Below are 14,193 nucleotides of genomic sequence, written 5' to 3'. Positions count from 1 at the left end.
CGTCCTCGCCGTTCTCGCCCTCACCCCGGGTGAGCGTCGCCGTCGCGGTGGTATCCTCGGCCGTGATGCGCCCGACGTAGCAGACGTTCCCCCCCGTTCCGGAAGAACCCGTCGACGGCGTACGCCAGGTACGTGCCCGCCAGGGGACCGTCCGCCCGGTAGTGGGCGTATCCGCCGTAGCGGCGGGTGAAGTCGGCGAAGCTTTCGAGTCGCTCGGGACCGGTCGGCCCGCGCTCGGTCTGGCCCAGGAACCCCCCAGTGCTGGTGCCGACGCCCTCGATCGGCATCGCGCCGGAGGAGACCTCCTCGACGTAGACGCCCGGGGAGCGGTACTCAGGCATCCGGACCTCCGCACGCCTCTCGGTGCATGACTCGGAGTAGTGACACCATCATATATAATTTCATCTATATATAGTAATTATGTTACAATACTGGTTGCGGAACGAATACCGGCGGGTTCCGGCCGAGGCCGAAGGGCGGGCCGTCTACCGGTTCCGCGAGGGGGCTCGGGGGAAGGCGGTCGGTCGACTCCACGTCGGGACCGGTGGACCGCCGGGTCCGGCCTCCGGCGGGTCTCAGCCGCCCTCGGGCTCGCCCGCCTCCGTCGTCTCGGGCCGCTCGCCCGGCTCGATGCGGACCGTCTCGAACTCCCGTTCGGTGACCCGGCGGCCCTCGGATTCGAGCGTGGAGTCGACGAACACCGGCGAGAGCACGTACCCGACCGAGGGCTGGAAGGGCCGGTCGGGGAACGTCGACCAGACGTCGATCACCTCGTCGAACCGCGTGATCTCGGGGGTCACGTGGATCGGGGGGGTCTCCCGCGAGCGACCCGACGAGGTCGTCGTCCCGCAGGACCGGATGGTCCGAGAGCGTCCCCACGGCCCACCCGAGGACGCGGTGCTGGTCCCAGGTGTCACCGGTGGTCCCGCCGCCGGCTCCGCCGCCCGAACTCCCCGAGGGGTACGCCGTCAGGAGGTAGTGGAGGTCGAGCGCGAGCGGTGCCGGCGTCACGGTCGTCCGATCCTCGTCCTCCGCGACCTCCGCTACTCGCCGGGGACTGTTCCGTAGCTCCCCGCTCGGCTCCACCCGGTAGAGGTAGACCGAGAGGCGCGGGGCCGTCGCACCGCCGCCGCCACCCCCGGAACCGGCACCGGCAGTGACCGACGCGGGGGAGCCGAGGACGATGGCGTCCGCACCCTCCCCGAGTGTGACGTGGGCCCGCAGGCGTTCGACGAGCGACTGGCCGGCGTCGGCGATGGCGCGGTGGTCAGCCATCACTCCCCCCCGATCCGCGGTGGGGCGAGTGCGACCGGTATGAGCGGGAACATCGGTATCTCCGCAACACCTGTCCACTCGCAACGACAAAAGCGTTTGTTCGTTCGAGGTGGACTGCTCGGAGACGCCCCGCGCTACTCGAAGCGAACCGCGACAGCGCGCCTCACGGGGCGTTATGATCCGTTCGGGTTTCACGAAACGGATTTCTCAATTCTTAAACCCCGCCGATTCCGAGTTCGAGACACATGAGCGACTCACGACCCGCCCCCGACCGGGCGGACACCGACGAACCGACACACCCCGTGAACTACCTGCCCGGCATGCCCTCCCTCTCGACCACGCCGGGTCCCGTCGAGCGGTTCCTCACGCGGCTGTTCCGCCGGCGCGGTGGGCTCCGCGTCGTCCGTCGACGGGACTGAGCCACTCGCCGACCCAGAAAGGCCGAACGCGGTTCTCGGTGGGAGTGACGTGCCTTCGAGCTACCGCTCGCCGCGGATGGCCTCGTTCAGTTCCGGGACGACCTCGTGGAGGTCGCCCACGACGGCGTACTCGGCCTTCTGCATGATGGCCGCCTCGGGATCGGTGTTGATCGCGAGGATCCGGTCGGCCCCCTTGCAGCCGACCATGTGCTGGACGGCACCGCTGATACCGCAGGCGATGTAGAGGTCCGGGCTGATCTTCGTCCCCGTGAGCCCGACCTGGTCGTCGTGGGGTCGCCACCCCTCGTTGACGGCGGCCCGCGACGCGCCGACCGCCCCGCCGAGCAGGTCGGCCAGCTCCTCCAGCTGGTCGTACCCGTCGGGGCCGCCGACGCCGCGACCGCCGCCCACGACGACCCGCGCCTCGCCCAGCGGGACGCCCTCGACGTCTGACTCCTCCAAGCGGTCGAGGCTCACGCGGCGGTGCCCGTCCTCGAGGTCCGGCTCGAACGTCTCCACCGCGGGATCGGTCGCGTCGTCGGCCTCCTCGATCGGGAGCTCGTGTTCGGCAGCCGTCAGGAGCTTCGTCGGGGCCTCCAGACGGGCGTGCTCGACGAGGCTGCCGCCCCAGCGCTGCCGGGTCAGCTCGTAGGTCTCGCCGACCTCGACCTCGGTGCAGTTCGCGGCCATCGGCAGGTCCTGACCCGCGGCGGCGTGGGTCAGCACCTCGTGGCCCCGATCCGACCCCGGCGCGACGACGGCCTCGGCGTCGAGGTCCGAGACGAGCTCCGAGAGGCCCTCGCCCCAGGCCTGGGGTGCGTAGTCGTCAGATCCCTCGACGTGGTGGACCACCTCGACGCCGTGTGCGCCGAGGTGCTCGGCGACGCCGGCTCCCTCGGCCCCGAACGCCACGGCCCCGAGCACCGAATCCGTCCCCGTCGCCACCCGACGAGCGAGCGTGATCGCCTCGAGCGACGTCTCCGTCGGCTCGCCGTGTTCGTGTTCGACGAACGCGAGTACCGTGCTCACGACTATAGCACCTCCACGTCCTCCCTCAGCATCTCCACGACGGCCGGGACGGCGTCCGGACCCTCCCCGAGCACCTCGGCGTCACCCTCGTCGCCCTCGGGAGCCTCCAGGCGCACCTTCTCGAACGTCCCCCGGTGGTCCTCGCGCTCGGGTGCGACGTGCTCGACCTCCTGGCGTCGCGCCTGCATCTTCGCGCGCATCGAGGCGTAGCGCGGCTCGTTGATCCCCTCCTTGACGGTGACCACCGCCGGGAGGTCGAGTTCGTACACCTCCTCGCCGCCCGAGACCTCGCGCTTCGCCGTCGCCGTCTCTCCCTCGACGTCGAGGTCCTTGATCCCCGTCACGCAGGGGACTCCGAGCTCCCTGGCGACGCGGACGCCGACCTGGTAGTTCGCCTGGTCGGCCGACTCGTTACCGAACAGCAGCAGGTCGAACGCCTCCGCGCCGCCCCGCTCCTCGATGGCGGCGGCGATGGCACTCGCGGTCCCCCGTGGCCCCCACTCCTCGCCGTCGGTTTCCAGGAGGGTCGCCTCGTCGCACTTCATCGCCAGGGCCGTCCGGAGCTGCTCGGTCGCCTCCTCCGGGCCGAGGGTCACGGCCGTCGCCGAGCCGCCGTGTGCCTCGACCTGCTGGACGGCCTCCTCGACCGCACACTCCTCGTGGGGGCTCATCGTGAACCCCAGGTTCGTGGTGTCGATACCCATCTCGTCGTCGGTCAGTACGATCTTCGCGCCCGTCTCGGGGACGCGCTTCAAACAGGCCAGTACGTCCATGGTGTCGTTCTCGTTGTATGGTTCTCGGTTCCGCGTCGTTCGGTGGCGCGCTCGGTCGGTCGTGGGGCGGGCGGACCGGGTCGGGACCGCGAGTGGCCGAATGCGGCCGGGCGGTGCCGCTAGCTCCGGATCCGCTCGTTGTCGGGGTCGAACAGCGGCTTCGACCCGACCCGGTCGACGGTCACGGGGTACTGCTGGCCCATGTACTCGACCAGTAACTGTTCGCCCTCCTCGGCGTGCTCCGGTGGGAGATACGCCATCAGGAGGTGCTTGCCGAGGCTCGGGCCGGTCCCCGCGCTCGTGACGTACGAGCGTCGGCCCTCCTCGTCGACGATGACCTCGCCGTCCCCATCGAGTACCGGCTCGTTGCCGAGCATGAACCGGCGCTCGCCGCCCTCGGGCGCGTGGTCGTCCACGGACAGCGTACACAGCGTCGCGCTGTTCTCCTCCTCGATGGCCTGCTCGTAGGCCTCCTTCCCGACGAAGTCGGCGTCCTTCACGCCGTGGAAGGTCAGCCCGGCCTCCGCCGGGTTGTACTCGGATTCGAGCTCGTGGCCGAACAGCCGGTAGCCCTTCTCCATCCGGCCGGTCGTGCCGTAGACGCCCATGCCAACTGGACGAATATCGTACTCCTCGCCGGCCTCGGCGAGCGTGTCCCAGAGGCGCTGGCCCTTGGCCATCGTCGTGTAGATCTCCCAGCCGAGTTCGCCGACGTACGAGAGTCGCAGCGCGTGGGCGTCGACGTCACCCACCGTTATCTCCTTGGCCGTGTACGGCGCGAACCCCTCGTGGGAGACGTCCTCCTCGACGACCTCCTCGAGGACGTTCCGGGCGTCGGGGCCCCACAGGCCGAGGGTACAGAGCGACTCGGACTGATCGATCAGCTTCACGTCGGCGTCCTCGGGGATGTGGTCGTCGAACCACGCCCGATCGGAGCCGCCCGCGGCCCCGCCCGTGATGACCCGGTAGTGTTCCGGGCCGAGACGGACGATGGTGAGGTCGGAGACGAACCCGCCGTTCTCCGCGAGTACGGGTGTGTAGACCGTCTTGCCGACGTCGACGTCGACCCGGCCGACGACCATCCCCTCCAGGTAATCGACGACATCCCCGCCGCGGAAGTCGAAGATGGCGAAGCCCATGTCCCCGACCATCGCGACGTTGTCGCGCATGTGCAGGTGTTCGCCGAGGATGATCGGCGACCACCACCGAGAGTCCCACTCCGCGGGTCGCCGCAGGTCCTCGATCTCCTCGCTGTAGGTCTCCAGGAGGTCCTCGTTGGACTCGTACCACTGTGGGCGTTCCCAGCCGGCGGCCTCGAAGAAGTTCGCGTCGAGGTCCTCCTGACGGTTGTAGAACGGGCTCGTTCTGAGGGGCCGGGAGGACTGCCACTGCTCGGCCGGATGGACGATACCGTACGTCTTCTTGTAGCCCTCGTGGGCCCGGTTCTTGACGAACTTCGTCGAGTTCCCGTAGTGGTAGAACCGGTTGACGTCCGAGGAGTGCAGGTCGACCTCGGACCAGCCCTCGGTCATCCACTGGGCGACCATCTCGCCGATGGCGGGGGCCTCCTTGATCCAGATGGCCGCGGCCGACCAGAGCCCCTCGACGTCCTGGAGCGGTCCCAGGAGCGGCGCGCCGTCGGGGGTCTGGGAGAGCAGGCCGTCGATCTCGTAGCGGACGCCCGCCTCGGGGTCGTCGAGAACCTCCGGCATCAGTTCGAGGGCGTCCATCATCGACTGCTCGAAGGCGTCCTCGGTGAGCGGGGGCTGTGTCGGCGAGAGCGGGGCCTCGTCGATCGAGAGGATCTCGTCGACGTCCCAGAGGATCGGCCGATGCTGGTAGGAGCCGACCTCCATGTCGTTGCCGCTCGGCCGCTCGTACATCTGGGTGTCCATGTCCCGAACCACGGGGTGGCTGATCTCCCCCTCGAACTCCTCGAAGAAGGAGATCGGTCCCACACTCACGAGCTGGTGGACGGCCGGCGAGAGCGGTATCTCGACGCCGGCCATCCGCGCGATCTTGGGGCTCCACAGCCCCGCCGCGATGACCACCTCGTCGGAGTGGACGGTTCCGCGGTCGGTCTCGACAGCCTGGATCGCGCCGTCCTCGACGTGCATGTCGAGCACCTCCGTGTTCGGGAAGACGTGGAGGCCCTGGCCCTCTCCCGACGACTCCTGGGCCTGCTGGACGCCGCCGTCCGAGACGGCCTCGGTGTCGTACTCGTCGGGCGGGACCTCGCCCGAGGCGATGGCGTCGGCTCGCTCGCGCATGATCTCGCCGGCGCGAAGCGGGTCACATACCCCCGCACCCGGCGTGTAGAACGCGCCCTCGATGACGTCGGATTCGATGTAGGGGACGAGTTCCTCGACCTCCTCGGGGGTGAGGAGTTCGGCGGGTTCCCCCCACGCCTTGGCCGACTGCATCCGGCGGCGGTTCTCGGCCATCCGCTCTTCCGTCCGGGCGACCTCGATCCCCCCGCTCTCGTTGAACGTGTCCATCTCGCGGTACTGCTCGATGGACCGCTGGGTGAGGTGGGTCATCTCCTTGGAGTGATCGACGGGCATAAGGAAGTTCGAGGCGTGGCCCGTCGATCCGCCCGGGTCGGGGAGCGGCCCCTTGTCCATCAGCACGATGTCGTCCCGGCCCATCCGGGCGAGGTGGTACGCGAGGCTGTTGCCGACGATACCGGCACCGACGATGACCGTTCCCGCCCGCTCGGGGAACTCCCTTGAACTCATCGGCGACCACCCGTTCGAGCGGCCTCCCGTCCGAGCGAGCGCGGGCCCGTTCCCCGGAACGCGGCACCTGACGTCGTAACTGTCGTTCTCATACTCGTCTCGATGGGTGGCGCTCGCTCGGTATTAAAACGCTCCATAACTGATAGATCGGTTATGAGACGTGCGAGACGGACGCACCCGACGGCGAACGGAGGGCACCGGCGTCGGAAGCCACGTCGCGCGTTTCCGACGGTGTGAGCCCCTGGATCGGAGCCGACGCCCTCGAACGGACGGCCCGCCGATCCGCCCGGGGCGTGGACGACTGACGCCGCTCGCACATAATTTCATATATCCATCACTCTGTGTTCTCGGACGTCACCGAGTCGGTCCGCCCCGCTCGGCCTCCCGTCCGTCGCCCGGTGTCACCGCCGGGCTCACTCGTCGCGTCCGAGCGGCCGCGTTCGACCCACGGCCCGTTCGGCGGCGCTGACGGCAGCGACGTTCCCCCCGACGTCGCGCACCCGGACGATGTCCGCGCCGCGTTCCGCCGCCAGCGCCGTCGTCGCGACCGTGGTCGCGAGCCGGTCCTCCCCCTCGCTCGCGACGCCCTCGACATTCGACCCGCTCGAGTGGTCGACCAGGACGGGCGTCCCCAGCGCGTGGAACTCGGGGAGTCGATCCAGGGGTTCGACGCTCCCGGAGGGCCCCTCTCCGAGCCCGAGTCCCGGGTCGACGATCACCCGCGAGCGGTCGATCCCCGCTCGCTCCGCGAGCAACAGCCGTTCGGTGAGTTCCTCGAGCACCTCGTCGACGGCGTCGTCGTACCCTGCCCCGGTATCGGTATCGACCCGCGTGTCGGACGAGTGGGCGAGAACGACGGGGACCGCCCGCTCCGCGACCAGACGGCGCATCCTCGCGTCGCCGAGGCCGGTGCCGTCGTTCAGCACCTCGGCCCCGGCGTCGAGCGCCGCCTCGGCGACCGCCGGCTCGCGCGTGTCGACCGAGATCGTCGCGTCTACCCCCGCCAGCCGCTCGATCACCGGCACGACGCGTTCGCGCTCCTCCGCGACCGAAAGCTCCGCGTCCGTCCGGGTCGGCCCCCCGCCGACGTCGACGACGTCCGCACCCGCCGCGACCATCTCGCGGGCTCGCGCGACGGCCTCGTCGTGTGGGTCGTGTCCCTCGTCGTGTGGGTCGTGTCCCTCGTCGTGAGGTGAGTCCGGCGTGACGTCGAGGACGCCCATCACCGCCGTCCCGTCCGTCCAGGGGTATCCCACGCCCAGGTTCGGATCCTCGAACCCGACCGCTCGCTCTATTCCCGTGCCGAGGTGTGCGTCCGCGCCGCCGCGTTCGTGCAGGCGACTCGCGACCCGGCCGAACGCCTCGAGGCTCCCTCCCAGGACCACCTCGACGTGTTCGTCGGCGGTCGTGATCCCGGACACTGCGGCGGTCCCGCCGACAGAGAGCATCGCGTCCTTCAGGGCCGCCGCCTGGTTCCGGCGGGCGTGGAGCCGGATCGTCCGTCCGACCATCCGGCCGGCCCGTTCCTCGCGAACCTCGGCGGGAACGTCGGCCCGCTCCATCGCCGAGTGAGCGCGGGTAGGCGTGTCCGCACGGACCGCCCTCGGGGTTCGCGTCCAGCGGTCGCGGGCCTCCCCGACCGTGTAGAGCGATCCCGCCACGAGGACGCAGTCGGACGTCCCGGCGTCCCCGATCGCCGCCTCCAGGGCGTCCAGGACGGAGCCACAGCGATCGACCTCGCTCCCCGTCTCGCGATCGAAGGCGGCCGCCAGCGGCTCCGTCCCCTGCGCGCGGTCGACCGCCGGCTCGGCGAGGTAGACCCGGTCGACGGGCGGCAACGACCGGGTCATCCCGGCGTGGTCCTTGTCCCGCATCGCGCCGAACACGAGGTGGAGGTTCTCGTAGTCGAACCGTCCGACGAGCGCCGCGAGCTTCGCGCACGCGTCGGGGTTGTGCGCCCCGTCGAGGATCGTCAGCGGCTCCTCGTCCATCACCTCGAACCGGCCCGGCCAGTGGACGTTCCGGACGCCCGCGGCGATGGCCGCCTCCGTCACCGGCGTGCCGGTCGCCGCCCCGACCTGCCGGGCGAGCGCCGCGGCGATACCGGCGTTGACCGCCTGGTGGGCCCCCAGGAGCGGCGTCCGCGTCTCGACCCGCCAGTCGCGACCCGAGAGCGAGAGGGCGGACTCGGCGAACGAGACCATCTCCCCCTCGGTCGCGACCACGTCCGGCGGCTCTCCCCGGCTCCCGTCCGGGTCCGTCTCCCCGTTCCCGCCGCCGACCGTCAGCACGTCCGTCCGTTCCCGAACCGTCTCCAGCGCCGACCCCGTCGCGCCGGTCACCAGCGGTGCGTCCGCGGGTGCGACGTGTGCCTTGTCGTCGGCGATCTCCTCGACCGTCTCGCCCAGGAGGTCAGTGTGTTCGAGGCTGACGCTCGTCACGGCGCTGGCGATCGGGTCGACGACGCTCGTCGCGTCGTACCGACCACCGATCCCCACTTCGAGCACCGCGACGTCGACGTCACTGCGTCCGAAATGCCAGAGTGCGAGCACGGTGAACGCCTCGAAGAACGTGGGGGCATCCCCCTCCACCTCGCGCTCGACCACGTACGGCCGGGTCGCCTCGACGAACCGGACGACCTCCCGCTTCGGTATCCTCCGTCCGTCCACGCGGATCCGCTCGCGGAGGTCGTTCAGGTCGGGGGAGGTGTAGAGACCGACGTCGAGACCCGCCTCCCGGAGGATCCGTGCCAGCATCCGGGCCGTGCTCCCCTTCCCGTTCGATCCGGCGACCTGTACCGCCGGAAGCCCCTCGTGTGGGTCCCCGAGGTGCGCGAGCAGCGAGGCGGTCGTCTCGGTCCCGAGCTTCGGTCGGAGCCGCCGGAGCCGCTCCAGGGTGTCCACCGCCTCGTGGTACTCCATACTCCGGCCCGTCCGTTCGGCCGTGGTTAAAACCCCCGTCGCCCGCCGAACGGCCCTCGGCGGCCCCGGGAGTCGCGGCCGAACCTCGTCGTGTCGAGGTACCGGGAGGACGTGTCCGTCGGTCACGGCCGCCCTGCTGCGGTCGCGCCGTTCGCCTCCCCGACGGCGGTCCGCCCGCCGAGGACGAACCACGTCGTATCCGTACACCAATAGGTTCGCCAACATTCATGACCGTGCCAGGGGACCTCCCCGACAGGATGTCCTCCGAGGAGCCGATACCCAGCGACTACGAGATCGCACAGTCCGTAGAGAAACGCCACATCCGGGACGTGGTCGAGCCGTTCGGCCTCGAGGGCGACGACCTCGAACTGTACGGCGATTACAAGGCGAAGGTGAAACTCGACGCCGTCGAGCGGCTCACCGAGGGCGAGGCCGACAACAGACTCGTCCTCGTGACCGGGATGACGCCGACGCCGATGGGTGAGGGCAAGACCGTCACCACCGTCGGGCTCGGCCAGGCGTTCAACCAGCTCGGCAAGGACGCCCTCGTCGCCATCCGCGAGCCCTCGCTCGGGCCGGTCTTCGGCATCAAGGGCGGCGCGGCGGGCGGGGGCTACTCCCAGGTGCTCCCCATGGAGGACATCAACCTCCACTTCACGGGCGATATCCACGCGCTGACCGCCGCGCACAACCTCATCTCGGCGATGCTCGACAACCACGTCTACCAGGACAAGGAGCCCGACATCGACGTCAACGAGGTTCGCTGGAAGCGCTCGATCGACATGAACGACCGGGCGCTCCGCGAGACCGTCGTCGGTCTCGGCGGGAAAACGGGAGGGATCCCCCGCGAGGACGGCTTCCTCCTCACTGCGGCCTCGGAGATGATGGCCGTGCTCTGCCTCGCGGACGGTATCGAGGACCTCCGCGAGCGGATCGCGCGCATCGTCGTCGCCTACGACGGGGACGGCGATCCGGTGACCGTCGAGGACATCGAGGCGGCCGGCGCGGCCACCATGCTGCTGAAGGACGCGCTCGCGCCCAACGTCGTCCAGACCATCGAGGGCACGCCCGCGTTCGTCCACGGGGGGCCGTTCGCGAACATCGCCCACGGGACGAACTCGCTCGTCGCCGACGACGTCGCCGCGCACCTCTCGGAGTACCTCGTCACCGAGGCCGGGTTCGGCTCGGACCTCGGGGCCGAGAAGTTCATGAACATCGTCTGCCGGTTCGGCGATATGAGTCCCGACGCCGTGACGCTCGTCTCCTCCGTCCGCGCGCTCAAGTACCACGGCCAGGAGATGTGGCCGGCGGACATGGACGCGCTCGAAGCCGAGGACGTCCACGCGGTCGAACGGGGGCTGGCGAACCTCGACCGACACGTCCGCAACCTCGAGAAGTTCGGCGTCCCGGTCGTCGTCGCGCTCAATCGGTTCCCCGACGACACGGACGCGGAGGTCGACGCGGTTCTCTCCCACTGTGAGGAGGAACTGGGAGTCCGGGCCGCCGAGTCGAACGTCTTCAGCGACGGCGGCGAGGGCGGGCTCGACCTCGCGGAGAAGCTCGTCGATGCCGCCGAGTCCGACTCCTCGTTCGCGCCCCTGTACGAGGTCGACCAGCCGATCACGGAGAAGATCGAGACGATCGCCACGGAGATCTACGGCGCGGACGGCGTCGAGTACACCGGCGGCGCCGAGGACGACATCGAGGAGCTCGAGGAGCTCGGGATGGCGGATACGCCGGTCTGCATGTCGAAGACCTTCCACTCGCTCAGCGACGACCCGAGCCGCAAGGGCGTCCCCGATGACTGGACGCTCACCGTCCGGGAGGTCTACCCGTCGGCGGGCGCGGGCTTCGTCGTCGCCCTGACCGGCGACGTCCTCACGCTCCCCGGCCTCTCGGCCGACCCCGCCGCCGCGGGTATGGACGTCGACGCCGACGGGAACGTCTCCGGGCTGTTCTGAACCTCGGCTCCGAAACCGATCCTGCCGCCGTTCGCGTTTCCCGCCCCGCTTACCCGTCGCTGTCGCCCGTTTCGAGGTCGTTCCAGAGTCGCCAGAGCGCCGTGTAGAGCGTCCAGAGGCCACAGCCACATCGGTCGGCCACCGCGCGAGACGTCTCGAGGTACGTCAGGTACTCCTCGACGTCCGGCGGGTCCGGGTACGGGTCCTCGAGTTCGTCGGCCGCGCGGAGGACGGCCCACTCGCGGTCGCCGACCACGACGTACTCCTCCGGAAACATGAACTGGAGGAACGCCGAGGCGATGCGGACGTCGACGCCTTCCAGGGCGGTCAGCAGTCGGACCCGTTCGCCGTCGTCGTTGGCCTCCGTCACGGACGAGAGGGTGTCGAGCACGTCGTCGAAGCCGTTCTCGCCGTAGGCCGCCTCCGCCGCCCGCCGGTCGGCATTCGGGTAGTCGCCCAGGTACCGGCGGAAGTACCACTGGACGACCCACTCGGCGTCCCGCCAGCCGTACTCCTCGTCGGCGAACATCCCGGGGAGGATCTCGACGTGCTCGTGCTCGGTGTCGGATAGCATCCCCGTCTCCCGGTACTCGCGGGCCTTCTCCGCGACGAGCGAGGCGGTGAGTTCCATCGTCCCCGGCAGTACGACCCTCCCCGGCGAGAGGCTTTCCCCGAGACGTGTTCGTATCAATAGAATGGCTGGACGTGTTCTACCGCGCTCGAACCGGTGTCTCCGGGTCGATCGTGGCGGTGGGCGGATGCCTCTGGGCAAGATTGATGCGCGTGGAGGGGCCAGTTCTCACGAAGGCTTTCCGAGCGAACACCCCCGAACACCCCCCATGGAGCACCCACCCTATGTCGAGTGAAGATCAGGAACCGGTCAAGACCATCTGTCCGTACTGTGGCGTCGGCTGTGGCATCCAGGTAAAGCCCGGCGAGGAGCCCGGCGACATGCGGTTCATGCCGTGGGGCGACGCGCCCGTCAACGAGGGACGGATCTGCATCAAGGGCGGCGCGGCGACGGAGGTCGTCGACCACGAGGACCGACTGACGGAACCACTGATAAAGGAGGAGGGCGAGTTCCGCGAGGCGACCTGGGAGGAGGCCTACTCCCGGATCGTCGACGAGCTCTCGCGCATCCGCGAGGAGCACGGCCCCGACGCGATGGGCTTCTTCGGCTCCTCGAAGACGATGAACGAGGAGAACTACCTCCTCCAGAAGCTCGCCCGTCGGTACGGCACCAACAACGTCGACAACTGCACGCGGATGTGCCACGCCTCGACCGTGTGGGCGCTGCGTACCAGCCTGGGAGCCGGCGCGATGACCAACAGCATGGCCGACCTCGAGGAGGCGGCCGACGTCTTCTGGATCCAGGGGGCCAACCCCGGCGAACAGCACCCCATCGCCAACAGCCAGTACTTCCGGCAAGCAGTGTTAGAAGGGGCGACCGTCATCCAGGTCGACCCGCACAAGAACAAGACGACGCGGTCGTTCAAGATCGACGAGACCGACCGCCACATGCACCTCCAGCTCGAACCGGGGACGGACATCCCGCTCCTGAACGTGGTCATCAAGACCATCCTGGAGCGACACGAGGAGAACCCCGAGGCGGGCTACATCGACGAGGCGTTCATCGAGGAGCGCACCGAGGGGTTCGAACACCTGACGGAGACCCTGGAGGACTTCGACAAGGAGGAGGCCGCCGAGCAGTGTGGCGTCCCTCTCGAGGACATCGAACTCGCCGCGGAGAAGTACGCGATGGCGAACAACTCCGCCATCTTCACCGGGATGGGGATGAGCCAGCACACCTGCGGGGTCGACAACGTCCAGAACGAGATCAACCTCGCGCTGATCACCGGCAACCTCGGCAAACCCGGAACGGGCGTCAACCCGCTCCGCGGCCAGAACAACGTCCAGGGGACCTGTGACGTCGGCGCGATGCCGAACGTCCTCCCGGGCTATCAGCTCGTCGACGACGACGAGGCGAGGAAGAGCGTCGAGGAGGTCTGGGGGTTCGAGGTCCCGCCCGAACCGGGGCTGACGAACGTCGAGATCTCCCACGCCATCGGGGACTCCGTCCACGGCCTCTACGTCATGGGCGAGAACCCGGTGATGAGCGAACCGGACGGCAACAGCGTGGCCGAGCGCATGGGGGACCTCGAGTTCATGGTCGTCCAGGACATCTTCATGACCGAGACGGCCGAGTACGCCGACGTGATCCTGCCGGCGACGACGTGGGCCGAGCGCGGCGGCACGGTCACCAACACCGACCGCCGGGTCCAGCTGATGCGCGGGGTACGGAAGGTCCACGAGAACACGAAGCACGACCTCGACATCCTGATGGAGGTCGGCAGCCGGCTGTTCGAGGAGAGCGAGGAACCGGATTCCTCGGAGAGCCGGGCGGAGCCCGGCGGCGGGTTCCGATTCGAGGACGTCGAGGCGGTGTTCGAGGAGCTCCGGCAGGTCTGCCCGAGCTACCACGGGATGACCTACGAGGCGCTCGGCGAGGAGGGCATCCAGTGGCCCTGCTACGAGCCCGGCGACGAGGGTGATCAGTACCTCTACGAGGACTCCTTCGACACCGAGAGCGGTCTCGGGCACATCGAGGGCGTCGTCCACCAGCCGCCGAAGGAGACCCCCGACGAGGAGTACCCCCTGATCCTCACGACCGCACGACTGGAGGAACACTACAACACGGGGACGATGAGTCGCCGGTCGCCGACGCTGAACCGCCAGCACCCCGAGAACTTCGTCGACGTCCATCCGAACGACGCCGAGCGCTACGGCATCGAGGACGGCGAGGAAGTCACCCTCCGCTCGCGCCGCGGGGAGATAACCGTCGAGGCTCACGTCACCGAGGACATCAAGGAGGGGTCGATCTGGACGACGCCGCACTTCGCGGCCGCCTCCGCCAACCGCCTCACCAACGACGTGCTCGACGAGCGGGCGAAGATCCCCGAGTACAAGGCCGCCGCCGCCGAGATCGAGGTCGGAATCGAACCGTCGGACCGGGACGCGCCCGCCGACGACTGACCGCCGGGAACTCGACTCCCGCTCTCCCCCTCTCCCGTTCTCTC

Annotated in this window: 9 protein-coding genes and 1 pseudogene; 3 read left to right on the top strand and 7 right to left on the bottom strand. The window is 69.3% G+C overall.

The window, feature by feature from the left end; translation table 11 throughout:
* Positions 1-20: 20 nt before the first annotated feature.
* Positions 21-341 carry a hypothetical protein gene (locus WDJ58_RS16545; protein WP_338914391.1) on the bottom strand — a complete coding sequence of 107 codons (321 nt, stop codon included), beginning with the start codon at positions 339-341 and terminating at the stop codon, positions 21-23.
* A 234-nt stretch (positions 342-575) separates the two neighbouring features.
* Positions 576-1,275: pseudogene (locus tag WDJ58_RS16540) on the bottom strand (DUF4255 domain-containing protein).
* A gap of 245 nt (positions 1,276-1,520) precedes the next feature.
* Between WDJ58_RS16540 and WDJ58_RS16535 the strand changes: the two are divergent.
* The gene (locus tag WDJ58_RS16535) at positions 1,521-1,694 is read left to right on the top strand and encodes a hypothetical protein (RefSeq protein WP_338914390.1); all 174 of its coding nucleotides are present in this window, start codon (positions 1,521-1,523) and stop codon (positions 1,692-1,694) included.
* 60 nt (positions 1,695-1,754) lie between these two features.
* Here WDJ58_RS16535 and WDJ58_RS16530 read toward each other — a convergent pair whose 3' ends face one another.
* The 4 genes from WDJ58_RS16530 to folP all read right to left on the bottom strand — a co-directional run bounded on the left by WDJ58_RS16530 (position 1,755) and on the right by folP (position 9,155).
* Entirely contained in the window at positions 1,755-2,723 is a 969-nt protein-coding gene (locus WDJ58_RS16530; protein WP_338914389.1) for an electron transfer flavoprotein subunit alpha/FixB family protein, read from the bottom strand.
* Positions 2,724-2,725: 2 nt separating this feature from the next.
* Positions 2,726-3,496, bottom strand: coding sequence for an electron transfer flavoprotein subunit beta/FixA family protein (locus tag WDJ58_RS16525; protein WP_338914388.1), 771 nt, complete (start codon positions 3,494-3,496; stop codon positions 2,726-2,728).
* Between the two features lie 119 nt (positions 3,497-3,615).
* The gene (locus WDJ58_RS16520) at positions 3,616-6,234 is read right to left on the bottom strand and encodes a GcvT family protein (protein WP_338914387.1); all 2,619 of its coding nucleotides are present in this window, start codon (positions 6,232-6,234) and stop codon (positions 3,616-3,618) included.
* 413 nt (positions 6,235-6,647) lie between these two features.
* Complete coding sequence (gene folP / locus WDJ58_RS16515; protein WP_338914386.1) at positions 6,648-9,155, bottom strand: dihydropteroate synthase; 2,508 nt, start codon at positions 9,153-9,155, stop codon at positions 6,648-6,650.
* A 257-nt stretch (positions 9,156-9,412) separates the two neighbouring features.
* Between folP and WDJ58_RS16510 the strand changes: the two genes are divergently transcribed.
* On the top strand, positions 9,413-11,116 hold the full coding sequence (locus WDJ58_RS16510) for a formate--tetrahydrofolate ligase (protein WP_338914385.1): 1,704 nt from the start codon (positions 9,413-9,415) through the stop codon (positions 11,114-11,116).
* Positions 11,117-11,165: 49 nt separating this feature from the next.
* Here WDJ58_RS16510 and WDJ58_RS16505 read toward each other — a convergent pair whose 3' ends face one another.
* The gene (locus WDJ58_RS16505; protein ID WP_338914384.1) at positions 11,166-11,747 is read right to left on the bottom strand and encodes a hypothetical protein; all 582 of its coding nucleotides are present in this window, start codon (positions 11,745-11,747) and stop codon (positions 11,166-11,168) included.
* 224 nt (positions 11,748-11,971) lie between these two features.
* On the opposite strand from WDJ58_RS16505, the gene fdhF reads away from it, so the two are divergent.
* Complete coding sequence (fdhF, locus tag WDJ58_RS16500; protein WP_338914383.1) at positions 11,972-14,149, top strand: formate dehydrogenase subunit alpha; 2,178 nt, start codon at positions 11,972-11,974, stop codon at positions 14,147-14,149.
* The last annotated feature ends 44 nt before the right edge of the window (positions 14,150-14,193 follow it).

Origin of the sequence: Salinirubellus litoreus (assembly GCF_037335815.1) — an archaeon.
Lineage (GTDB): Archaea > Halobacteriota > Halobacteria > Halobacteriales > Haloarculaceae > Salinirubellus > Salinirubellus litoreus.
The sequence above is the reverse complement of the archived record's forward strand: the minus strand, read 5'-3'. Positions and strand labels throughout refer to the sequence as shown.